Source organism: Phaeobacter sp. CAU 1743, from assembly GCF_039839315.1.
In the GTDB taxonomy this organism is placed as follows: Bacteria; Pseudomonadota; Alphaproteobacteria; order Rhodobacterales; family Rhodobacteraceae; genus Phycobacter; species Phycobacter gallaeciensis_A.
In genome coordinates, this window is the sequence record NZ_JBDOQR010000037.1 from 25,737 (window position 1) to 46,657 (window position 20,921).

The window sequence follows — 20,921 nt, forward strand, 5'->3', positions numbered from 1 at the left end:
CTGCCTCAGCCAGGTTGCAGTCCAAGCCTGCAGCTGTCAGCTCAGGTATTCTGAGCGCTGCAATCCGTATTTGGCCATCTTCTCATTCAGCGTCCGGCGCGGCAGGCACAGCTCCTCCATCACCGAGGCGATGGAGCCCTTGTGGCGGCGCATGGTGTTGTCGATCAACATGCGTTCAAAGGCTTCGACGTATTCCTTCAGGGGCTTACCTTCGGTGGTCATCACCGGCTGCATTTCCTCGTGATCTGACATCAGCAGGGATGCAATCGTGCCAGATCCGCGCCGGGATTGTAGAACCGCTCGTTCGGCCACATTGATCAGCTGGCGCACGTTGCCCGGCCAGGGGGCCTGCAACAGCTGTGCGGCCTCCTGTGCGGTGACCTGCGGTGCCTCGCAGCCGTATTCTTCAGAGAATTGCTCGCTGAAGCGGGTGAACAGAGTCAGGATATCCTCGCCGCGCTGGCGCAGGGGCGGCACGGTGATCCGCAATGCCGCAAGGCGGTAGAACAGATCCGGGCGCAGCGCGTCCTCGCAGGTCTTGCCCGCCTCCTGTAGGTTCGAAATGGCGATGATACGGGTTTCGCCCGGCATGCCCTGTTCGTTGATCACGCTCAGGAGCTTGGCCTGCAGCGCCTCGCTCAGCGCCTCCACGTCCTCCAACACCAATGTGCCGCCGCGGGCCTCTTCAATGGCGGGCAACAGGCTGTCCTCGGGTTGCATCGGACCAAACAGACGCTTCGAGAGGGCCTCTTCCTCCAGTGCGGCGCAGGAGACCAGAACGAATTTCTTGCCCGCCCGGCTGCCAACCGCGTGCAGCGCATGGGCCACCAGTGTCTTGCCGGTGCCGGTCTCGCCATCGATGAGCACGTGCCCGTCGGCTTGGCCCAGATCCAGAATATCCTCGCGCAGGCGTTCCATCACTGGGCTCATCCCGATCAGTTTCTTCATGATCTGGCCGCCATCGGACAATTCGCGGCGCAGCGCCCGGTTGTCGAGCGTCAGGCGGCGGGAGTTGGTGGCCCGCTTCGCCAGTTCCGACATCCGGTCCGGATTGAAGGGTTTTTCCAGGAAATCGAAGGCCCCGACGCGCATCGCCTCGACTGCCATGGGCACATCACCATGACCCGTGATCATGATCACGGGAAGGGCGCTGTCGCTGCCCATCAGTTTCTTCAGGAACTGCATCCCGTCCATGCCAGGCATCTTGATGTCTGAGATCACGATCCCCGGGTAATCCGAGCCCAGAACCTTCAGCGCATCCTCGGCACTGGCAAAGGTTTCAGTGTCATAGCCCGACAGGGCCAGCCACTGGCTGATCGACTGGCGCATATCCTGTTCATCATCAACGATCGCGATTTTCATAGCCTGTGCCATGCGCGGCCTCTCCATCTTTAACGCCGCTTATTCAGCGGCTTCGATACCGTCCACAAGGATCGGCAACTGTATTTCAAACACGGCGCCGCCGTTTTGCCCGTTGCGGGCAATCAGCCGCCCCCCGAGGTCGTTCACGATCCCCGAGGAGATGGCAAGCCCCAGTCCGACCCCATCGCCGGGCTGTTTGGTGGTGTAGAAGGGTTCGAACAGATTGTCGAAATCCTTGATCCCGTTGCCATTGTCGCGCACCGACAGGGTTGCTGTCTCGCCTGCCGCCAGCAGGATCTCCACCTCGGGGTCCTCTACAGATTTGGTGGCATCCAGTGCATTGCGCAAGAGGTTGACCATCACCTGCTCCAGCCGCAACCGGTCGCCCATAACGTAAACCGGCTGATCGGGCAGCATTCGGGTGATCTTGACCTGACGCTGACGCAGCTGCGGTTCCATCATCGACAGGGACGACGCCAGCGCATCGCCCATGTTTACAGGGGCAAAGGCATCGCCTGCCTTGCGGGCGTAAGATTTCAGCTGCCGGGTAATGGCGCCCATGCGTTCGATCAGATCATCGATACGCCCAAATGAGGCAAGTGCCTCTTCGGGGCGGTTGCGGTTAAGCAGCAGCCGCGCCCCGGCCAGATAGGTTTTCATTGCCGCCAGCGGCTGATTGAGCTCGTGACTAACCGCCGCTGACATCTCCCCCAGCGCCGCGAGTTTCGAGCTTTGCGCCAGGCTTTGTTCGGCCACGGCAAGGGTTTCCTGCACCCGTTCCCGTTCGGCGATTTCCCGCTGCAGCCGTGCGTTCAATACGCGAAGCTCCGCCGACTCGCGCTGGAACAGCGCCATGCGCAGCGCCGTCTTGCGGCTGAGCGCATAGAAGGCCAGCGCCAGCAGAATCGCGAATCCCATGATTTCAAGCGCCAGAACCGCGTTCACCCGCTCGCGGATCGAGGCATAGGTGGTGAAGGAGGTCAGCCTCCAGCCCTGGAACGGCACCCGCGTTTCCAGCCGCATCACCGCCTCGCCTTGCAGATAGGCATCGGCTGGCAGGACGGTCCAATCCGCGGTTGCCCGGATTGCGCGCTGAATGGCGCCCTCCGGTGTTTGCAGGCGCAGTGCGTCGCGCTCTTCCTTGCCGCGCCAGCGCGCTTCGGTCGCCAGAACGATACGGCCGGTGCTGTCGCTCACCATCACCGCGTCTGAAATCCCCGCCCAGGCCCGTTCGAATTTCTGCAGATCGACCTCGATCACGATCACGCCGAGCGTCCCGGTGGTGTCAACAATGCGCCGCGAATAGGTAAAACGATAGCCGCCCACCTCGCGTTCAATGACGGAAAAAACGGTAGATTTGGCCCGCACCGCATCGACGAAATAGGGCGCGTTGCGGTGGGTTTCGCCCAGACGGTTGCGATTGGTCGCCGCCACGGTACGCCCGTCGCTGGCCAGCAACATGATTGAGGCAGCGCCGATTTCCTCAACAAAAGAAATCAGTCGGTGGGTGGATAGCGAAAAATCCTGACTTTGCAGCGCTGATATCAGCGCCTGGTCACGCGCCAGTAGCTGCGGCACGATGGCATGGCGGCGCAGCTCACTGACCAGGTTTCCGGAGTAAAGCGCAAGGCGCAGTTCGGCCCGGTTGCGGGTACTTTCGGTGAACCGGTGCGTCAGCATTCGGTTGGTCACCCATACCGTCGTTGCCGCCACCGCCATGAACAGGACCAAGGCCAGCCGCGCCCGCCAGGAGATCGTGCGCGATCTTGCGGCGGACCCGGATTTGGCCACGGGGAGTTCTGTGCGATCAGGCGGGGTGCTCATAGGCTTAACCTATTGCGGCTGCCCGCCTGCCTCAAGTCACGCTGTAGCGACGATCCCGGTCAATGCGCGGAAGACTGCCGTCCCGTCGGTGCCGCCATGACCTTCGTCCGCCGCCCGTTCGGGGTGCGGCATCATGCCCAGAACCCGGCGGTTCTCGGACAGGATCCCGGCAATATCAGCAACCGATCCGTTGGGATTGTCGACATAGGAGAAGGCCACCCGGTCCTGATCCTTCAGCGCCGCAACAGTGTCGGCGTCTGCATAGTAGTTGCCATCGTGGTGGGCGATCGGGATGCCGATCACGTCCCCTGCCGAATAGCCTTCGGTAAAGACGCTGCTCGTGGTCTCGACCTTCAGGTCCACCGTGCGGCAGATGTATTTCAGCCCCGCGTTGCGCAACAGGGCGCCGGGCAGGATGCCGGTCTCGGTCAGGATCTGGAACCCGTTGCAGACACCAAGTGCGTAACCGCCCCGGTTAGCGTGCTCCACAACCGCCTGACAGATCGGCGATTGCGCCGCGATGGCGCCGCAGCGCAGGTAGTCGCCGTAGGAGAACCCGCCGGGCACGCCGACAATGTCGATGCCTTCGGGCAGCTTGCTGTCCTTGTGCCAGACCATGGAGACATCAAATCCGGCCTGTTCAAAGGCCACGGCAAGATCCCTGTCGCAGTTGGATCCGGGGAAAACGACAACGGCAGCACGCATCAGGGGTTCCTTCCTAGCTTGCGAAATCGGTAATGACCGCCACACCCGGAGGCGCCGGACGATCAAATGCGGCCAGCTCGTCGCTGGCCTGTGAAAGAGAGATGGTGCGGGTCACCAGCGGTGCAAGGTCCACCTGCCCCCCCGCAATCAGGTTCAAAAGCGACGGATAGCGCCAGCTGGGCATACCGCGGGTGCCTTGCAGGGTCAGCTGCCCGGAATACAGCGCGTCCATAGGCAAGGTCATCTGGGCATGATCACCCGTAGGCATGCCGATCTGAACCATGCGGCCGAATTTGCGCAGTGATTTCATTGCCGCCACGGTAGTGACCTCAATCCCCAGCGCCTCAAGCGCGACATGTGCTCCGCCACCAGTCAGCTCGCGGACCGCTTCGGCTGCATCGCAGGTTGCGGCATTGACCACCACATCCGCACCAAGCCGCATGGCATAATCCAGCTTATCCTGCTGAATGTCGACGACGATAACCCGCGCGCCCAGTGCCCGCCCCAGGATCAGCGCCGAAATCCCCACACCGCCGCCACCAAAGACAGCCAGCCATTCGCCGCCCTGAAGACGGGCACGCCCGGTCAGTGCCTGCCAGGCCGTTGTCACCCGGCAGCCAAGCGCGGCTGCAATTTCAGGCGCCAGCGTATCAGGCAAGGCAGTGAGGTTGGCATCGGCAAACGGCACCACGATATGATCGGCAAAGGCGCCGTCCTGCGTAAAGCCCGGCAGCGCCTGGTTGGCGCAGATGGTCTGGTCGCCCGCAGCGCAATCACTGCAGCACCCGCAAGCGAGAATGAAAGGCGCGATAACCCGATCACCAGCCCGCCAGCGGTTAACACCCGCACCCACCGCGACGACTTCGCCGCAGTATTCATGGCCGGGTGTCATCGGCAGCTTTACATCGGGGTCAGCCCCGCTCCAGGCGTGCCAGTCGGACCGGCATACGCCGCAGGCCAGTACCCGCAGCACCACTTCGCCCGGCGCGGGCGACGGGTCCGGCAGAGTTACCAGCTCCAGCGGCTGGCGAAAGCCGATCAGCCGCGCCGCCCGCATCGGTCAGGCCAGCTCGATCTCGTAAGATTCGATCACGGTATTGGCGAGCAGCTTCTCGCACATGTCCCGCACATCCGCCTCGGTGGCGTCGTCGCTCAGCTCCAGATCGATGACCTTGCCCTGACGGACGCCTTCGACCTTGTCAAAGCCCATGGCGCCAAGCGCGTGGCGGACCGCCTCGCCCTGGGGATCCAGAACTCCGTTCTTCAGCATCACATGCACCTGTGCCTTCATCGCGTCTTTCCTCAGCTTTCGGTCACAAAGCCCGCCACGGGCTTGTTGTTGTCAGATCTATGCCCTGCCTGCCATCTTCACGGGACCACAGCCCCGGATAGGCGGGACGGGTCGGTCAGTTGACCAGAGTCGGCTTTCCCGCTGCAGGCGGGTTGTTCGGCATCACGCCCAGACGGCGTGCCACTTCGGTATAGGCGTCGGTCAGGCTACCCAGATCGCGGCGGAACACGTCCTTGTCCAGCTTCTGGCCGGTTTCGATGTCCCACAGGCGGCAGCTGTCCGGGCTGATCTCATCAGCGACAACCAGACGCTGGAAATCACCGTCGTAGACCCGGCCGATCTCGATCTTGAAGTCGACGAGGCGAATGCCCACAGCCAGCATCACGCCGGACAGGAAATCGTTGACCCGCAACGCCAGGCTCAGGATATCGTCCATGTCCTGCTGGCTGGCCCAGCCGAACGCGGCGATATGTTCCTCTGTAACCAGCGGGTCACCCAGCGCGTCGTCCTTGTAGCAATACTCGACGATGGGGCGTGGCAATTGCGTGCCCTCGTCGATACCCAGACGTTTGGACATGCTGCCGGCCGCGTAATTGCGCACGATCACCTCAAGCGGGATAATCTCGCAGCTGCGCACCAGCTGTTCGCGCATATTGAGCCGCTTCAGAAAATGCGTCGGCACGCCGATCTGGCCTAGCCCCTGCATGAAGAATTCGCTCAAGAGGTTGTTCAGAACCCCCTTGCCCTCGATCACGTCCCGCTTTTCTGCGTTGAACGCGGTGGCATCGTCCTTGAAGTACTGCACGATGGTTCCGGGCTCGGGACCTTCATACAATGTCTTGGCTTTGCCTTCGTAGATCTTCTTGCGACGTGCCATGAGGAACCTTTCGGGGGTCAGGGGCGGGAATCCGTCCCGGTTTCTTGCCGCTCTCTTAGTGCAAGCGACATTGCGCCGCAAGCGCGGCGCGCGGTCACAGGCTTGCTGTGAAGGGATATTTGGTTCCGCAGGCCGCTCTTGGCGCTATTGCAGTGCGACCGGGGCAGGCGCATAGTCATTTCATGCCATAGTGCGGAACAGGAGGAAATGATGAGTACTTTTGACAGTCGCGAGCAGGCTTTCGAGGCCAAATTTGCCCATGATGAGGAAATGCAGTTCAAAGCGCAGGCCCGCTGCAACAAGCTGCTCGGTCTCTGGGCGGCCGAAATGCTGGGAAAGTCCGGCGATGCAGCCGAGGCCTATGCCAAAACGGTGGTTACCGCCGATTTTCAGGAACCGGGGCACGAGGACGTTGTCCGCAAGCTGGCGGAGGATCTGACTGGCCGGGTGAGCGCCGATGACATCCGCGAGAAGATGACCGACACGCTGGCCCTTGCCAAGGAACAGATTCTGTCCGAAATCAGCTGAGGCATGCATCTCCCGCCCAGCTTGGTCGGGAGGGGCATTAACTGAAATCATCGATATTAACTGAAGAAGAACGCCTTCTTTGGTATTCTCCTGCGCGAACCGCTGGTGCGGCGATTACGCAGGGATGCTGATGACAATCCACACTCTCCCTCTTTCCGGTGCAGGCCGCGGCCGCCTCTGGACGAGCCTGAAGGACGGTTTTGGCGCCGGTTTCCGGTGGGTCACGCCTGTGGCCATGACGGTCCTGTGTCTCTGGGCCTTTGAGGCCAAACTTGGCCTTCCCTCCCTTGCCGAACTTGGTCACACACTAGCCACCTTGCCCGCATGGGGCTGGCTGGGGGCCTCTATCGCCACCGCAATCAGTTTCTGGGCTTTGGGACGCTACGACTCCGTGGCACACCGCCATCTGCAAACCGGCCTTGATGGCGCCGCGGCCCGCCGCGCCGGAATGGCCGCCATCGCGTTCTCACAGACAGCTGGCTTTGGGCTCATCACCGGCACCTATGCCCGTTGGCGCCTGCTGCCGGGTCTTACCGCGCTGCAGGCCGCCAAGATCACTGCCCTTGTCGGGTTCACCTTCATGGCCACGCTGGCCGCTATCGCCGGGGTTGCCCTCGTGCTCTTCCCGCCAATCCAGGGGTTTGGCTGGATTGGCGGGCTGTTGCTGGCCGGTTTCATCTGTGCGGTTGCGGCCAGCTTCTGGTTTCCGTCCCTGAGGATCGGCAAGCTCAGACTGCGCTGGCCTTCACTGATTGCCCTGACGGCGCTGATGGGCTGGACCCTGATCGATGTGGTGGCGGCGGGAACTGCCCTTTGGATGCTGCTGCCGGATACGGTCCAGATTGCCTGGTCGATGTTGGTGCCTGTCTATCTGATCGCCCTTGGCGCTGCGATCCTGTCCTCCGCCCCCGGTGGCGCCGGTCCACTGGAGCTGACGGTCTGCGCCCTGCTGCCTAGCGCGGATACCAGCGCCCTCGTCGGCGCCCTCGTCGCCTTTCGCCTTGTATACTATGTGCTGCCTGCCGCGCTGGCTTGCGGCATGCTGTTCCTCCCGGGTATGGGCCGCGCGAAATCCAGCGCCCCGACCGATGCTGACCTGTTGGGCGCCCGTCGCACCCCTGCCGCAGATCTGCCCGCAACCCGCGCCTGCGCCGAAACGGCAATCATCCGGCAGAACGGAGGCCACGTGCAGGCCCTGGGTTTCAACCAGCTTGCGGTGCTTGACAGCCCGCAATGCACGGTAGCCTTCTTTGATCCCCTGTCGGGCCACACGCTCGAAGTCTTTGCCCCGCTTGCCGCCTATGCTCGGCAGCGGAATGGCTCTGCCTGTTTCTACAAATGCGGCGCCCGCACTGGGACGCTGGCCCGCAAGGCCGGATGGAGGATCCTGCGCATCGCGCAAGAGGCCGTGGTCCGGCCCACCACCTTCAGCGACAGCGGCTCCTCCCACCGGCAGCTGCGCCGCAAGCTCCGCCATGCGGAAAAGGCGGGCCTCAAGGTCATGCAGGCCCCCGCCTCTCTGCCGATCGACCAGATGGGCGCCATCGACGCCGCCTGGCAGTCCACGCACGGACACGCCCACGGTACCACCATGGGCCGGTTCGAACCGGGATACCTGGCCGAGCAGCGCGTGTTCCTTGCCTGGAAGGACGGACGGCTTGAGGGATTTGTCAGCCTGCACGCCACGCCCGGAGAGTGGTGCCTGGACCTGATCCGCATCGTGCCTGACGCGCCGGATGGCACAGGCCACGCGCTGGTGCGCACCGCGATTGCTGCCGCCGCGCTGGAAAACGTGCCGCGCCTGTCGCTGGCGGCAGTGCCCGACCACCGCTGGGCCAAGCATACCGATCCGGGACTGCGCCGCTTCAAATCCTGTTTCGCGCCGCGCTGGGAACCACGCTATCTGGCGTCGCCCAGCTGGCCGCAGATGGCTGTCTCCCTGATTGAGCTTCTGCGTCTTGTGCACCGCCCGGGTCCCGTGCAGCCAGTCCTGCAGACCAGTAGCGATGACGCAGGCCAGACTTCGGACGCAGAGAATGATCTCCTCGACCGCTATCCGGCTCATAATGAACTTGAGCAAAATGAAATTGCCCTGCGCGCCGCGCCGTGACAGGAGGGGCCACTCCGCACTGGCCCGCCAGTGCGCCCCAGTGCCAACCCTTTGACGGGACCGATCAGCGATGACCAACACCTTTATTCAGCTCCTGCAAGACAAAGACGTGCTGCTGGCCGACGGCGCCACTGGCACCAACCTGTTCAACATGGGCCTGCAATCGGGCGATGCGCCCGAGTTGTGGAACACCGACGAGCCGAAAAAGATCATGGCGCTTTATCAGGGTTCGGTCGATGCGGGCAGTGATCTGTTCCTGACCAACAGCTTTGGCGGCACCGCTGCCCGCCTGAAACTGCACGACGCCCAGGGCCGCGTGCGCGAGCTGAACCGCGCCGCTGCGGAACTGGGCCGCGAGGTTGCCGACAAGGCCGGGCGCAAGATCGCCGTCGCGGGCTCGGTCGGCCCCACCGGTGAAATCATGCAGCCGGTCGGAGAACTGTCGCACGCGCTGGCGGTGGAAATGTTTCACGAACAGGCCGAAGCCCTGAAAGAAGGCGGCGTCGACGTGCTCTGGCTGGAAACCATTTCCGCCCCTGAAGAATTCCGCGCCGCGGCCGAGGCGTTCAAACTCGCGGATATACCCTGGTGCGGCACCATGAGCTTTGACACCGCCGGGCGTACCATGATGGGCGTCACCTCCGAAGCGCTGGCGCAGCTGGTCGAGGAGTTCGACAATCCGCCGCTCGCCTTTGGCGCCAATTGCGGCACCGGCGCCTCAGACATCCTGCGCACCGTGCTCGGCTTTTCGGCGCAGGGCACCGAGCGGCCGATCATCTCCAAGGGCAACGCCGGCATTCCGAAATACGTCGACGGCCACATCCATTATGACGGCACGCCCGAACTGATGGGTGAATACGCGGTGATGGCGCGCGATTGCGGCGCCAAGATCATCGGCGGCTGCTGTGGCACCATGCCCGAGCATCTGCGCCACATGCGCGCCGCGCTGGACAGCCGCCCGCGCGGTGACCGCCCCACGCTGGAGCAGATCGTCGAAGTGCTTGGCCCCTTCTCCTCGGCCAGCGATGGCACCGGTGAAGATGCCGCTGCTGCCGGTGAGCGCCGCAGCCGCCGGGGTCGCCGCCGCGGCTAAGTTTCCCCCTCTTTATTCTATGAAACGGCAGTCCGATCCCGGGCTGCCGTTTTTCGTTTCACCAATCGCAGCCCTGTTCAGCGGGTTCCGTGACCCGCAGGCGCCTAAAGCCCATCCGCCACCATGGCTCGAACCTTCACTGCCTTTTCGAAATGATCCAGCTGGTGCGTCTCAATCCACCAGGTGGCCGCCTCCATCAACAGGGCGGGATCATCATTGCGATTGGCGAAAAAGGCATAAAAGGACAGGCCGACACCGGCCCCCTTCTGAGCAATTTTACGGTCGCACACCGTAAGGATCTTCTGACGCAGCTCAGCGCGCATAGCTCACTCCCATTCCCACATTCCAGTGCCCAAACCGGCCCGGTCAAAACAGCGCCAGCTGATCCCCGGCCTGCGCCGGGCGCGCAAAGAGATCGCAGCGCTGCGGTTCAGACCTCTCGGTCAGGCCCAGACGCTTGCAGGCGGCGCGAAACCGGCGCCCGATCATTCCAGCATATTCACCAGTGCCCCGCATCCGCTCACCCCAGCGCGGATCATATTCCCGCCCGCCATGCATCTCCCGCAGGCGGGCCATAACCTTGTCCGCGCGGCCCGGCACGTGCAAGGACAGCCACTCCTGCCAGAGTTCGGACACTTCGCGCGGCAGGCGCAGCATGATCCAGCTGGCAGCATCGGCGCCCGCCTCGGCCCCGGCAGCAAGCAGCGCCTCAATCTCGTGATCGGTCAATCCCGGCACGATGGGTGACGTCATGACCCGCACCGGGATCCCCGCCTCCGACAGGCGGCGGATCGTGGCCAGCCGCCGGGCGGGTGATGGGGCCCGTGGCTCCATCCGGCGGGATAGGTCCGGATCCAGCGTCGTGACCGAAATGCCAACCCGTACCAGCCCCAGCGCGGCCATCTCTGACAGAAGGTCGATATCCCGCTCGACCAGCGCTCCCTTGGTGACGATGGCCACGGGGTGCCGGAAATCCCGCAGCACCTTCAGGCAGCTGCGGGTGATCTCCAGATCCCGCTCACAGGGTTGGTAGGGATCGGTGTTGGTGCCGATGGCGATCGGCGCCACCTTGTATCGCTTCGCGCAGAGCTCCTTGCGCAGCAGCTCGGCGGCATTGGGCCGCGCGATCAGCTGGGTTTCGAAATCCAGCCCCGGTGACAGGCCCAGATAGGCATGCGTGGGCCGCGCAAAACAATAGATACAGCCATGTTCGCAGCCCCGATACGGATTGATAGAGCGATCGAAGGGAAGATCCGGCGAGCGGTTGTAGCTGATGATGGATTTGGCCGTTTCCTGCCGGATTTCGGTGGGAATCACCTCCGGCGGTGCCTCTTGCTCCCAGCCGTCATCGACCGCGATTCTCGGCAGATCGAACCGGCCTGTCGCATTGCTGACACTGGCGCGCCCTTTGCGGCGCATGTGGGGTTGGTCGCTTTCGATACTCATGCGCCAAGGATGACAGAGCGACAGGAACAAATAAAGAACAAACAAGCAAACGCGAAGATTTCCTTGCGAAATCTTCATTATCATTCGGCATCTTTTCCGCCTATAGGTCGGTTCGGATAAAGGCAGTGTCGCAAATAATGCAGTTTCGCTGCGTCATTCTGGCCCATTAGTCGGTGAATAAGGCCAAGCCGGGGATACCCCGCCAGTCAAGGAACAAGCCCATGTCGGAAGAAGAAGACGAAATCATCCTGGCGGAACTGGATGACGAGGAACTCGTTCAGCAGATGTTCGACGACCTCTACGATGGAATGAAAGAAGAGATCGAAGAAGGTGTGAATATCCTTCTGGAACGCGGCTGGGCGCCCTACAAGATCCTGACCGAAGCGCTGGTCGGCGGCATGACCATCGTCGGCGCCGACTTCCGCGATGGCATCCTGTTCGTGCCCGAAGTGCTGCTGGCCGCAAACGCGATGAAGGGCGGCATGTCCATCCTGAAGCCGCTGCTGGCAGAAACCGGCGCGCCGCGCATGGGGTCGATGGTGATCGGAACGGTCAAGGGCGACATCCACGACATCGGCAAGAACCTTGTGTCGATGATGATGGAAGGCGCAGGCTTTGAAGTGGTGGATCTGGGCATCAACAACCCGGTTGAAAACTACCTGGAAGCTCTGGAAGAGCACCAGCCCGACATCCTCGGCATGTCGGCTCTGCTGACCACCACCATGCCCTATATGAAAGTGGTCATCGACACGATGGTCGAACAGGGCAAGCGGGACGATTACATCGTTCTGGTTGGCGGCGCCCCGCTGAACGAAGAGTTCGGCAAGGCCATCGGCGCAGACGCCTATTGCCGCGATGCGGCTGTTGCGGTGGAAACCGCCAAGGACTTCGTCGCGCGCAAGCACAACCAGATGAGCGCCTGATTTGGCACGCAAAGGACGCGCAGCCCGCCTGAATGAGCGGGCTGCCTTCCGCCCCCCAACCGGGCGCAGTCTCGATACCGCCTCCCTTGCGGAACAGGGGCTGGCCGCCCCCGAGAAAAAGACCGGGCGCATCCTGCTGATCGGATGTGGCGCCCTGGCCCGGGAAATCCTTGATATCAAGGAAAAGAACGGTCTGGATCACATGGATCTGACCTGCCTGCCCGCGAAACTGCATATCTATCCCGACAAGATCACCGAAGCCGTCGAGGAGGCGGTGCTGAAACACCAGCAGGTCTACGACCAGATCTATGTGGTCTATGCCGATTGCGGCACTGGCGGTACGCTCGAAAAGCGCTGCGCGGAACTGGGCGTGGAACTGGTGCCCGGCCCGCATTGCTACGCCTTTTTCGAGGGAAACGAAGCCTTTGCTCAAAAGGCTGACGAGGGCGAAATCACCGCCTTTTACCTCACCGATTTTCTGGTCAAACAGTTCGACGCCTTTGTCTGGCGTCCCATGGGGCTGGATAAGCACCCCGAGCTGCGCGACATGGTGTTCGGCAATTACACCAAGCTGGTCTATCAGTCCCAGATCAGCGATCCCGCGCTGGTGGACAAGGCCCGCGCCTGCGCAGATCGCATGGGGCTGGAATTTGAACACCGCCACACCGGCTATGGCGATCTGGAAACCGCGATCCGGCGCTGGGGCGCTAGGGACACGCAGGACTGACCTACGCGCCCCCAATTTAGCCCCTCTCGCTCAGGCGCTTTGCAACGCACCGAGCTCCGCCACCGCGTTAGCCTCGTAGGCTGCCAGCGCCGAACCATCCAAGGCATTGCCAACCCGTTTGACCCAGGCCTTGATCGCAGGACTGTCTGGCATCAGATGGGGCGCCCATTGAAAGGGTGAAGCCAGAAGGATGTCTGCAATACCAATGTCCTCTCCCAACAGGAACGGCCGATCCTTCAAGCCCGCCTCCAGTGCGGAGCAAACCTCTGCCATCCCACGAAAATTCACGGTGATCGCCGGATGGTCAATGCCGGAGAAGGCGGACACGATGACGGGCTCCATGACGCCGCCATAATAGCTCATCCAGCTTAGGAAGCTCCCACGCATAGGCGTGCCGATCTTCGGGCTTAGCGGCTGGCCGAAGAGCTCATCCAGGTACATCATGATCGCGGCGCTTTCGCGGACCTCTTGCCCGTCATCGGTGATCAGATAGGGCACCTTGCCTTCGGGATGGACATTGCGCGGGTCGTGACGCCCGGTGCCATCACCGCGTGCGACATTTACGATGACGACATCGACCGCCTCCAGCTTGCCGATCAGTATGAGCTGGGCAATCACGCGAGAGGAGCGGCTGTTAGGGGAATGAAAGAGAGTAGGCATATCCATGACCTTCGTGTTGATGGGTTGCTGATGACGCAGCTATGCCGTTACCCTCTTGCCAATTTCTGTCAGGATGTTTCCGGGTATATCTCCCCCATGGCCAAAAGCGACCGACTGTTCCGACTACTGCATCTGATCCGGGGTCTGCGCCCGCCGGTGACGGCTGCGCGGCTTGCTGCTGCAATGGAGGTATCCGAGCGCACGATCTATCGCGACATCGACAGCCTGCGCGCAGCTGGCGCCCGGATCGAAGGCGAGGCAGGTCTCGGCTACACCATGACCGAGGACCCTGCCCTGCCACCGCAGACCTTTAGCCAGATCGAACTGGAGGCACTGATGCTGGGGCTGGCCGATGTGAACCAGCGAGGCGATGCGGATCTGGCGCAAGCGGCAAATGATGCATTGGTCAAGATTCTGGCCACCCTGCCAGAACGCCAGCAGCGCCAAGCGATGCATGCGGTCAATCTGGTACACCGGTTCAATGCGCCGCCGCAGGCGACGATCGACATGACCCTTCTGCGCGAGGCGATGTGGGCCGAGGAGGCGCTGGATATTGGCTATCGCGATCTGCAGGACGCGCGCACACAGCGGAGGATCTATCCGCTGGCCCTGTCGTACAATGATCGCACTGTGATGCTGCTCGCCTGGTGCTGCAAACGGCTGGATTTCAGGTTTTTTCACATCACCCGCATCGAAGGATACGCGCAAACCGGCGAAAGCTTTCGCCCGCGCAGGGTTGCCCTGCTCAGGGAGTTTATCGAACAGCTAAAAGCGCGCTGTGCACCATCCCAGACAGAGGCCCCTCCGTAGGCGCAGATCAGGGGCGGATCAGGACGCGGCGGCGGCGGTCTCGCGGATCCGCTCGATCATGGCGCGCAGACCGTTGGAGCGCTGCGCCGAAAGGTGATCGTTCAGCCCCAAGCGGCCCAGTTCAGCCTTGGCATCCACGGTCAGAACCTCGGCCAGCGTCAACCCGTTATAAAGCGACCGCAGAACCGAAATCAGACCACGCACGATCATCGCGTCGCTGTCGCCGTCAAAATGGAACCGGCCGTCTTCGATCACCGGATGCAGCCAGACCTGACTGGCGCAGCCTTCGACCTTGGTTGCGGGGACCTTCAGCGCATCGTCCAGCGGGGTCATTTCCTTGCCCTGATCGATGACATGGCGATAGCGGTCTTCCCAGTCTTCCAGGAATTCGAAGTCCTCGACGATCTCTTCAAATGCGGCGCTGGCCATGAAAGGACAATCCCCTGTTGGTTACGGTGCGAGCAGATCAGCAGTTATGCGGCTGGCCCGGTCTTTTCAACCGCTTTTCAACGCAGCAGCAATCGGGTAACCACAATCAGGGAGAACTCAAACGGGCAGGACATCATGCGCAAACCCCTTTCACTACTCTTGGCCAGTGCAATTGTTCTGGCGGGCTGCGGCGGCTGGCGTGACTCCCGCATCAACCCGAGCAACTGGTTCGGCAGCTCCCGTGTGGCTGAGGCCCCGGTAGACGGCGATGTGAACCCGCTGATCCCCGAAAAGGTCGGCAATGGCCTGCTCGACAAACCCGAGGCCGAGGACCGCAGCGTTCTGATCGCCGAGGTCAGTGAATTGCGCATTGAAAAGACCCCCACCGGCGCCATCGTCTATGCCACTGGTGTTGCCTCGCGGCTCGGCGCCTTTGATGTCGAGATGCGCCCGGTGCCGAATGACGATCCTGCCGTTCTCGAATATGATTTCCGGGTGGTCTATCCCGAAGACGCCACCGCCGTGGGCAGTGCCTTCAGCCGCACCCTGCGCGCTGCGGTTAGCCTCGGAAGGCAGGATCTGGCGGGTATTCGCACGATCCGCGTCAACGGATCCGGCAACGCCCGCGAAAGCCGCCGTCGCTGATCAGGCGCCGTACGCGAACAGGCTGCTGCCCTTTGTACCCGCGCTTAGACCCTGACGACCACCAAAGGTTCGTCAGGGCAATGTGAGAGATTTTTCGCAGGAAAGGGTGCCGCTTAGAGGGAAACAACCTTCACGGATTGCCCCTGCGCCGCCAGCGCGATTTCCCCGTCACACAGACGTAGCGCATCGGCACCAAAGACTTCGCGGCGCCAGCCCGTCAGGGCCGCCACATCGCGCTGCCCGGCGGCGATAGCATCCAGATCAGCGCTAGGCGCGATCAGCTTGGCTGCGACGCCTGAACTTTCGGTCTTTGCCTTCAGCAGTACCCGCAACAGGTCCGCAAGCGCCGGATTGACCTGCAGTTTTTCACGGCTGCGGTCGGGCTTGGGCTGCTTTTCCGGCGGGCAGTTCACACCGCGGCCAACTGCCTCCAAAATACCTTCGGCGATGGCGCCCTTGCGGGCCTCGCGCAGCAGCAGGCGCGAGCCACCCAGATCCGATCCGGTGCGCGGTTTGGTCGAGGCCAGCTCGACCAGTGCGTCGTCCTTGAACACCCGGTTGCGCGGCACGTTGTTGCGCTGTGCGTAATCTTCGCGGAAGGCCGCCAGTTCGCGCACCACGGCCAGGAATTTACCCGAGGTGGTGCGGGTCTTGATCCGACGCCAGGCCTCTTGCGGGCGAATGTCATAAGTGGCTGGGTCGGTCAGAACCTGCAGTTCCTCGGCCACCCAATGGCTGCGACCGCTGCGGTCCAGCTCAGCGGCGAGGTATTCATAGATCCGGCGCAGGTGGGTCACATCCGCCAACGCATAGGTTTTCTGCGCATCACTCAGCGGGCGGCGCGACCAGTCGGTAAACCGCGAGGTCTTGTCGAGCCCCTGTTTCACGATCTTGCGCACCAGAGTTTCATAGCCCACCTGTTCGCCAAATCCGCAGACCATGGCGGCCACCTGCGTGTCGAACAGCGGTTTCGGGAAAACGCCCGCATCGACCCAGAAAATCTCCAGATCCTGCCGCGCGGCATGGAACACCTTCACCACGCTTTCATCGCGGAACAGCGTGTAAAGCGGCTCCAGCGACAGACCGTCGGCCAGCGGATCGACCAGCACCGCGTCCGTTTCACCATCGCCGGAAAACGCCAGCTGGATCAGGCACAGCTTGGAATAATAGGTTCGCTCGCGCAGGAACTCGGTATCCACCGTCACATAATCATGCTTGGCAGCCTCCTGACAGAAGGCAGTCAACTCTTCGGTGGTGGTGAGTGTTTTCATCGGTCGCGGCTTTTCTTTATATTTCATGCGTATCACCCGGTGATACGCCCTTGGTTCCTGCATTGCAAACGGCGCGGGAAAGATCAGTCGATCAGAACCGGTGTTCGGTCCCCGGCTGCGTAACGACGCAGCACTGCCGGATACAGCAGGTGTTCCTTCACCAGAACCCGCTGGGCCAGATCCTCGGGCGTGTCCCCCGGTAGGATCGGAACCCGCGCCTGCCCCAGAACCGGGCCATCATCCAGCGCGGGCGTGACCTCGTGCACGGTGCAGCCGTGTTCCTTGTCGCCTGCCTCAAGCGCGCGTGCGTGGGTGTGCAGCCCCTTGTATTTGGGCAGCAGCGACGGGTGGATATTCAGCATCCGGCCCTTAAACTGCGACACGAAACCAGCGGTCAGAACCCGCATGAACCCGGCAAGGCAGACGATATCGGCGCCCGCCTCCAGAATGGGTTTGACCAGTTCCGCCTCAAACGCCTCGCGGTCGCCCTTGAACGGGCGGTGATCCACCACGGCGGTCGCAACACCAGCAGCAGCGGCTTTTTTCAACCCCCCGGCATCGGCGTTGTTCGAGAGCACCAGACAAGGGCGCGCCGGATGGTCTCCGGTCATGCTTTCCAGCAGCGACACCATATTGGAGCCGCCGCCCGAAATCAGAATGGCAACCTTCTTGTGGCTCACAGCAGCTTGCCCGAGTAACGCATACCCTCGCCCGGGGTCACGGAGCCAAGGCGGCTGACGGTCTCGCCTTCGCCTTCCAGAACCTTAGTCAGCGCATCTGCGCGGTCGGCAGAGACCGACAGGATCATGCCAATGCCGCAGTTGAAGGTCTTCAGCATCTCAGCCTCGGCGATGCCGCCGGTTTCCGCCATCCATTTGAACACCGGCGGCAGCGCCCAGGCGTTCAGATCGATATCAGCGCCCAACCCTTCGGGCAGCACGCGCGGCAGGTTCTCGGTCAGACCGCCGCCGGTGATATGGGCCAGCGCATGCACGCCCCCTGCCCGCACCGCCGCCAGCGATTGTTTCACGTAAAGCCGGGTCGGAGTCAGCAGCGCCTCACCAAGTGTGCCCTCGGCAAAGGGACAATCGGCATCCCAGCCGAGTCCCGACACTTCAACCAGCTTGCGCACCAGAGAATAGCCATTGGAATGCACCCCATCCGAGGCTAGCCCCAACAGGACATCACCCTCTTCCACGCCTTCGGGCAGCGCGGTGCCGCGCTCCATCGCGCCGACGGCAAAGCCCGCAAGGTCAAAGTCGCCCTCAGGATACATGCCCGGCATTTCTGCCGTCTCACCACCGATCAGCGCGCAACCAGAGCGCACACAGCCCTCGGCGATACCTTCGATGATGCGGGCGGCGGTTTCTGTTTCCAGCTTGCCGGTGGCGAAATAGTCCAGGAAAAACAAAGGTTCGGCGCCCTGACAGACCAGATCGTTGACGCACATGGCAACCAGATCGATGCCGACGCCGTCCACCACGCCGGTGTCGATGGCGATGCGCAGCTTGGTGCCGACGCCATCGGTGGCGCCAACCAGGATCGGATCATTATAGCCGGCGGCCTTCAGATCAAACAGCGCGCCAAAGCCGCCCAGACCGCTCATCACGCCAGAGCGATTGGTGCGTTTCGCGGCCGGCTTGATCCGGTCCACCAATGCATTTCCTGCATCAATGTCCACACCTGCATCCGCATAGGTCAAACCGTTCTTGCCGCTGGTCATCGCTTGGCTCCTTTAGAAACGTTGCGCAGCCTTTAACGCAAGGCGCTTCGGAAGGGAACAAGGGAATCTGCCGCGCCGCAAGAGGCAGCGCGGCAAACCTGTCAAACTGCGTCTCTCACGCTCGGATTACAGGCCGAATTGCCAAGGTGCCTGCTGAAACCGGAAGCCTTTGCCTGCGCGCAGCACCTTGCCCAGCCCCGGGAAGTCCAAATGCATGCCGACCACCAGCAGATCATCCGCCACCGCCCGGTCGAACATCTGCCGCCGCGTCTGCGCCGCCAGCGCCTGATCGACGTCAAAAGGAATGGTCCAATCCGGCTCGGCGAATTGCAGGGCGGCGCTGTGAACAACATCGCCCCAGAACAACAGCGCCTCGCTGCCCGCATCAAGCATGAATCCGGTATGTCCCGGTGTGTGGCCGGGCAGCGGCACCGCGCTGAGCCCACTTGCGGCCTCGGCCTCCCCCCTCAACAGTTTCAGGCGGTCCACATAAGGCGCGACGCTGTTGCGCGCCGTCTGGAAGAAGCCGCGGCTTTCCTCAGGCACAGCAGCCAGAACCGCCTCATCGTGCCAGTAATCCCACTCCGCCGCAGCCACCGCCAGTTCCGCATTGGCAAAGGCGGCACGGCCATCCGGCGTCAGCAATCCACCGCTATGGTCAGGGTGGATATGGGTCAGCAGCACGGTCGTAATCTGCTCAGGCGTCACACCCGCCGCTGCCAGGGCCGCAGGCAGCGCGCCCAAATCCGGCCCCATCAATTGTGCCGTCCCGGTATCGATCAGGGTATATTCACCGCCCTGCTTCACCAGATAGCCATTGACCGGGATTTCCAGACCTTTCGCATTTTCGCGATAAAGCGAGCCTGCCAGCGCCGCCTCTGCCTTGGCGGCGTCATAGCCGGTGAAAAACTCCGGCTTGATCGCCAGATGCCCATCCAGCAGCGCGGTAATCCGCGCATCGCCTAGTGTGAACTGATGTAGCACTGGCGTCGGCCCCTGCGGCGCCGCAGCAGCAGGAGTGATCAATGCAGGTGCTGCAGCCGCCGCTGGGGCGACCGCAGCGGCTTTCAAAAGGGTTCTTCGGGTGATAGTCATAAGACACTCCAATATCTGATCAGCGGAATTTCCCCGCACCCTGCAGATAAGGTGCATATATCTTGGGGATCAGTCACAGAAGTCAGACACCCATTATAAGCATTGCTAATAGGTATATCATGGACAGGCTTTCACTTCTGGAAACATTCGTCGTGGCACTGGATGAAGGCAGCTTGAACCGCGCAGCGCAGCGCCGGGGTATGACCCAATCCGCCGTCAGCCAGCAGATCAAGCAACTGGAGAGCCTACTGGGCCAGCAACTGCTGCACCGCAGTGCTCGCGGGGTGCAGGCCACCCGCGCCGGGGACCTGGTCTTTACCCACGCCCAGGGACTGCTGGGTGGCTATGACCGGCTAACAGCCGAGCTGGACAGCCTGAACGCCAGCGTCTCCGGTACCTTTCGCATCAGCACCAGCACCTTCCTTGGCCGCAGCGTGGTCGGACCGCTTCTTCTGGAGCTGGACCGGCAATACCCCGATCTAGACATCGTCATGCGGCTGGAGGACCGGCTGGTCGATGTGGTGCGCGAGAATTACGATCTAACCATCCGCAGCGGCAAGCTGGGCAGCACCGATGGCGTGGGCCGCAAGATCGCGGAGTTGGAAACCGTGCTCTTTGCTTCACCAGCCTATCTTGATGCCGTGGGGCGACCGCAGCAGCCCGAAGACTTGATAAGGCTTAAGTTCATCCAGCTGCACGAAGACCAGACCGAAGGTTTCTTTCCGCTGCACCGCGATGGCAAGGAAGTCCTGGCGCCGATACGGGTTGGTTTCACGGCAGACGATCCCGAACTCATCATTCAGGCGGTGACCAACGGCTCTGGCTACACCCGCGCCCCGCGTCCTTTTGTCGATGACCAGCTGCGCGATAGCACCTTCGAACAGGTGCTGCCGGAGTACAACGCCCCGGACAAGGACGTCTTTGCGGTCTTCCCCTCGCGCCACAGTATCGACCGGCGGCGGGAACTGGTGATCGATGGAGTGACAGAGCGCCTGACCCAGATACACCGCCGGGCGGCGCAGCCGAGACCCGCGACAATCATCGCTTGACCTTACCCGCGCCATTTCCTAACCACTTGCTTACGGCGGGCCTGTAGCTCAACGGTTAGAGCAGAGCGCTCATAACGCTTTGGTTGCAGGTTCGAATCCTGCCGGGCCTACCACCATCCAGAAAAAATATAATGTTTTCAATGCCCAAGGTGTACCGCAAGGCCAAAACACCACCTTATAAGTTTCAATGGGTTATGAGGAAGGTGTACCGCAGTTTTCAGTGCGATTGACCTGCCCCCCGCTGGTCCCTCGCTCATGACGAGAGTCTGCGGGTTTGATTTTGGTAGTCGTCGGTTTCGGGTTTGGCAAGCGCGGCAGGCGCGGAGCCCTCAAATAGCTCAAGCGCCTGCCGC

At 62.1% G+C, this 20,921-nt stretch carries 22 protein-coding genes and 1 tRNA gene; 9 read left to right on the forward strand and 14 right to left on the reverse strand.

Going from position 1 to position 20,921, the window contains the following annotated elements; genetic code table 11:
* Positions 1-36: 36 nt before the first annotated feature.
* From AAFO90_RS14835 to purC, 6 genes are all read right to left on the reverse strand, one after another.
* Entirely contained in the window at positions 37-1,374 is a 1,338-nt protein-coding gene (locus AAFO90_RS14835) for a sigma-54 dependent transcriptional regulator (protein WP_065273386.1), read from the reverse strand.
* Between the two features lie 27 nt (positions 1,375-1,401).
* Positions 1,402-3,186, reverse strand: coding sequence for an ATP-binding protein (locus tag AAFO90_RS14840; RefSeq protein WP_065273385.1), 1,785 nt, complete (start codon positions 3,184-3,186; stop codon positions 1,402-1,404).
* 36 nt (positions 3,187-3,222) lie between these two features.
* Positions 3,223-3,891 (reverse strand): phosphoribosylformylglycinamidine synthase subunit PurQ, encoded by a 669-nt coding sequence (gene purQ, locus AAFO90_RS14845; RefSeq protein WP_065273384.1) that lies wholly within the window; start codon positions 3,889-3,891, stop codon positions 3,223-3,225.
* 13 nt (positions 3,892-3,904) lie between these two features.
* Positions 3,905-4,948: a zinc-dependent alcohol dehydrogenase family protein gene (locus AAFO90_RS14850; protein WP_347509865.1), complete on the reverse strand. Its 1,044-nt coding sequence runs from the start codon at positions 4,946-4,948 to the stop codon at positions 3,905-3,907.
* A 3-nt stretch (positions 4,949-4,951) separates the two neighbouring features.
* Positions 4,952-5,182, reverse strand: a complete 231-nt coding sequence (gene purS, locus AAFO90_RS14855) for a phosphoribosylformylglycinamidine synthase subunit PurS (protein WP_347509866.1) — start codon at positions 5,180-5,182, stop codon at positions 4,952-4,954.
* A gap of 115 nt (positions 5,183-5,297) precedes the next feature.
* On the reverse strand, positions 5,298-6,059 hold the full coding sequence (gene purC / locus AAFO90_RS14860; protein WP_065273381.1) for a phosphoribosylaminoimidazolesuccinocarboxamide synthase: 762 nt from the start codon (positions 6,057-6,059) through the stop codon (positions 5,298-5,300).
* A gap of 210 nt (positions 6,060-6,269) precedes the next feature.
* On the opposite strand from purC, the gene AAFO90_RS14865 reads away from it, so the two are divergent.
* From AAFO90_RS14865 to bmt, 3 genes are all read left to right on the forward strand, one after another.
* Positions 6,270-6,587 (forward strand): DUF1476 domain-containing protein, encoded by a 318-nt coding sequence (locus tag AAFO90_RS14865; protein WP_274832110.1) that lies wholly within the window; start codon positions 6,270-6,272, stop codon positions 6,585-6,587.
* A gap of 130 nt (positions 6,588-6,717) precedes the next feature.
* On the forward strand, positions 6,718-8,697 hold the full coding sequence (locus tag AAFO90_RS14870; protein WP_347509867.1) for a phosphatidylglycerol lysyltransferase domain-containing protein: 1,980 nt from the start codon (positions 6,718-6,720) through the stop codon (positions 8,695-8,697).
* Between the two features lie 70 nt (positions 8,698-8,767).
* Positions 8,768-9,790 carry a betaine--homocysteine S-methyltransferase gene (gene bmt, locus AAFO90_RS14875; RefSeq protein ID WP_347509868.1) on the forward strand — a complete coding sequence of 341 codons (1,023 nt, stop codon included), beginning with the start codon at positions 8,768-8,770 and terminating at the stop codon, positions 9,788-9,790.
* Between the two features lie 104 nt (positions 9,791-9,894).
* On the opposite strand, the gene AAFO90_RS14880 is transcribed toward bmt, so the two are convergent.
* Positions 9,895-10,113 (reverse strand): DUF6500 family protein, encoded by a 219-nt coding sequence (locus AAFO90_RS14880; protein ID WP_065273379.1) that lies wholly within the window; start codon positions 10,111-10,113, stop codon positions 9,895-9,897.
* Between the two features lie 43 nt (positions 10,114-10,156).
* Positions 10,157-11,209, reverse strand: a complete 1,053-nt coding sequence (locus tag AAFO90_RS14885) for a PA0069 family radical SAM protein (RefSeq protein ID WP_347509877.1) — start codon at positions 11,207-11,209, stop codon at positions 10,157-10,159.
* A gap of 248 nt (positions 11,210-11,457) precedes the next feature.
* On the opposite strand from AAFO90_RS14885, the gene AAFO90_RS14890 reads away from it, so the two are divergent.
* Positions 11,458-12,159, forward strand: a complete 702-nt coding sequence (locus AAFO90_RS14890; protein ID WP_065273377.1) for a B12-binding domain-containing protein — start codon at positions 11,458-11,460, stop codon at positions 12,157-12,159.
* Between the two features lies 1 nt (position 12,160).
* Positions 12,161-12,886: a DUF1638 domain-containing protein gene (locus AAFO90_RS14895; RefSeq protein ID WP_347509869.1), complete on the forward strand. Its 726-nt coding sequence runs from the start codon at positions 12,161-12,163 to the stop codon at positions 12,884-12,886.
* Between the two features lie 30 nt (positions 12,887-12,916).
* Here the strand turns inward: AAFO90_RS14895 and AAFO90_RS14900 are convergent, their stop codons facing one another.
* Positions 12,917-13,546: a glutathione S-transferase family protein gene (locus AAFO90_RS14900; RefSeq protein ID WP_347509870.1), complete on the reverse strand. Its 630-nt coding sequence runs from the start codon at positions 13,544-13,546 to the stop codon at positions 12,917-12,919.
* Positions 13,547-13,642: 96 nt separating this feature from the next.
* Between AAFO90_RS14900 and AAFO90_RS14905 the strand changes: the two genes are divergently transcribed.
* The gene (locus tag AAFO90_RS14905; RefSeq protein ID WP_347509871.1) at positions 13,643-14,356 is read left to right on the forward strand and encodes a YafY family protein; all 714 of its coding nucleotides are present in this window, start codon (positions 13,643-13,645) and stop codon (positions 14,354-14,356) included.
* 18 nt (positions 14,357-14,374) lie between these two features.
* Here the strand turns inward: AAFO90_RS14905 and AAFO90_RS14910 are convergent, their stop codons facing one another.
* Complete coding sequence (locus tag AAFO90_RS14910) at positions 14,375-14,785, reverse strand: SufE family protein (protein WP_347509872.1); 411 nt, start codon at positions 14,783-14,785, stop codon at positions 14,375-14,377.
* Positions 14,786-14,920: 135 nt separating this feature from the next.
* On the opposite strand from AAFO90_RS14910, the gene AAFO90_RS14915 reads away from it, so the two are divergent.
* Positions 14,921-15,430: a hypothetical protein gene (locus tag AAFO90_RS14915; RefSeq protein WP_065273373.1), complete on the forward strand. Its 510-nt coding sequence runs from the start codon at positions 14,921-14,923 to the stop codon at positions 15,428-15,430.
* A gap of 113 nt (positions 15,431-15,543) precedes the next feature.
* On the opposite strand, the gene rnd is transcribed toward AAFO90_RS14915, so the two are convergent.
* The 4 genes from rnd to AAFO90_RS14935 all read right to left on the reverse strand — a co-directional run bounded on the left by rnd (position 15,544) and on the right by AAFO90_RS14935 (position 19,519).
* Positions 15,544-16,701 (reverse strand): ribonuclease D, encoded by a 1,158-nt coding sequence (rnd, locus tag AAFO90_RS14920; protein WP_274832259.1) that lies wholly within the window; start codon positions 16,699-16,701, stop codon positions 15,544-15,546.
* Between the two features lie 83 nt (positions 16,702-16,784).
* Positions 16,785-17,381, reverse strand: coding sequence for a phosphoribosylglycinamide formyltransferase (gene purN / locus AAFO90_RS14925; RefSeq protein WP_274827956.1), 597 nt, complete (start codon positions 17,379-17,381; stop codon positions 16,785-16,787).
* On the reverse strand, positions 17,378-18,424 hold the full coding sequence (gene purM / locus AAFO90_RS14930; RefSeq protein ID WP_347509873.1) for a phosphoribosylformylglycinamidine cyclo-ligase: 1,047 nt from the start codon (positions 18,422-18,424) through the stop codon (positions 17,378-17,380). The genes purN and purM overlap by 4 nt, the downstream gene beginning before the upstream one ends.
* 126 nt (positions 18,425-18,550) lie before the next feature.
* The gene (locus AAFO90_RS14935) at positions 18,551-19,519 is read right to left on the reverse strand and encodes an MBL fold metallo-hydrolase (protein ID WP_347509874.1); all 969 of its coding nucleotides are present in this window, start codon (positions 19,517-19,519) and stop codon (positions 18,551-18,553) included.
* 119 nt (positions 19,520-19,638) lie between these two features.
* Between AAFO90_RS14935 and AAFO90_RS14940 the strand changes: the two genes are divergently transcribed.
* Together AAFO90_RS14940 and AAFO90_RS14945 are read left to right on the forward strand one after the other, a co-directional pair.
* The gene (locus AAFO90_RS14940; protein ID WP_347509875.1) at positions 19,639-20,568 is read left to right on the forward strand and encodes a LysR family transcriptional regulator; all 930 of its coding nucleotides are present in this window, start codon (positions 19,639-19,641) and stop codon (positions 20,566-20,568) included.
* Between the two features lie 37 nt (positions 20,569-20,605).
* Positions 20,606-20,681 (forward strand) — tRNA-Ile (locus AAFO90_RS14945).
* Positions 20,682-20,921 lie beyond the last annotated feature (240 nt).

Coding starts and splice junctions, on each gene's coding strand:
- rnd (WP_274832259.1), bottom strand. CDS start 16,701: ATGAAAACACTCACCACCACCGAAGAGTTGACTGCCTTCTGTCAGGAG.
- AAFO90_RS14890 (WP_065273377.1), top strand. CDS start 11,458: ATGTCGGAAGAAGAAGACGAAATCATCCTGGCGGAACTGGATGACGAG.
- AAFO90_RS14915 (WP_065273373.1), top strand. CDS start 14,921: ATGCGCAAACCCCTTTCACTACTCTTGGCCAGTGCAATTGTTCTGGCG.
- AAFO90_RS14840 (WP_065273385.1), bottom strand. CDS start 3,186: ATGAGCACCCCGCCTGATCGCACAGAACTCCCCGTGGCCAAATCCGGG.
- AAFO90_RS14850 (WP_347509865.1), bottom strand. CDS start 4,948: ATGCGGGCGGCGCGGCTGATCGGCTTTCGCCAGCCGCTGGAGCTGGTA.
- AAFO90_RS14885 (WP_347509877.1), bottom strand. CDS start 11,209: ATGCGCCGCAAAGGGCGCGCCAGTGTCAGCAATGCGACAGGCCGGTTC.
- AAFO90_RS14900 (WP_347509870.1), bottom strand. CDS start 13,546: ATGCCTACTCTCTTTCATTCCCCTAACAGCCGCTCCTCTCGCGTGATT.
- AAFO90_RS14910 (WP_347509872.1), bottom strand. CDS start 14,785: ATGGCCAGCGCCGCATTTGAAGAGATCGTCGAGGACTTCGAATTCCTG.
- purM (WP_347509873.1), bottom strand. CDS start 18,424: ATGACCAGCGGCAAGAACGGTTTGACCTATGCGGATGCAGGTGTGGAC.
- AAFO90_RS14880 (WP_065273379.1), bottom strand. CDS start 10,113: ATGCGCGCTGAGCTGCGTCAGAAGATCCTTACGGTGTGCGACCGTAAA.
- bmt (WP_347509868.1), top strand. CDS start 8,768: ATGACCAACACCTTTATTCAGCTCCTGCAAGACAAAGACGTGCTGCTG.
- AAFO90_RS14870 (WP_347509867.1), top strand. CDS start 6,718: ATGACAATCCACACTCTCCCTCTTTCCGGTGCAGGCCGCGGCCGCCTC.
- purS (WP_347509866.1), bottom strand. CDS start 5,182: ATGAAGGCACAGGTGCATGTGATGCTGAAGAACGGAGTTCTGGATCCC.
- AAFO90_RS14905 (WP_347509871.1), top strand. CDS start 13,643: ATGGCCAAAAGCGACCGACTGTTCCGACTACTGCATCTGATCCGGGGT.
- AAFO90_RS14835 (WP_065273386.1), bottom strand. CDS start 1,374: ATGGCACAGGCTATGAAAATCGCGATCGTTGATGATGAACAGGATATG.
- purC (WP_065273381.1), bottom strand. CDS start 6,059: ATGGCACGTCGCAAGAAGATCTACGAAGGCAAAGCCAAGACATTGTAT.
- AAFO90_RS14940 (WP_347509875.1), top strand. CDS start 19,639: ATGGACAGGCTTTCACTTCTGGAAACATTCGTCGTGGCACTGGATGAA.
- purQ (WP_065273384.1), bottom strand. CDS start 3,891: ATGCGTGCTGCCGTTGTCGTTTTCCCCGGATCCAACTGCGACAGGGAT.
- AAFO90_RS14935 (WP_347509874.1), bottom strand. CDS start 19,519: ATGACTATCACCCGAAGAACCCTTTTGAAAGCCGCTGCGGTCGCCCCA.
- AAFO90_RS14865 (WP_274832110.1), top strand. CDS start 6,270: ATGAGTACTTTTGACAGTCGCGAGCAGGCTTTCGAGGCCAAATTTGCC.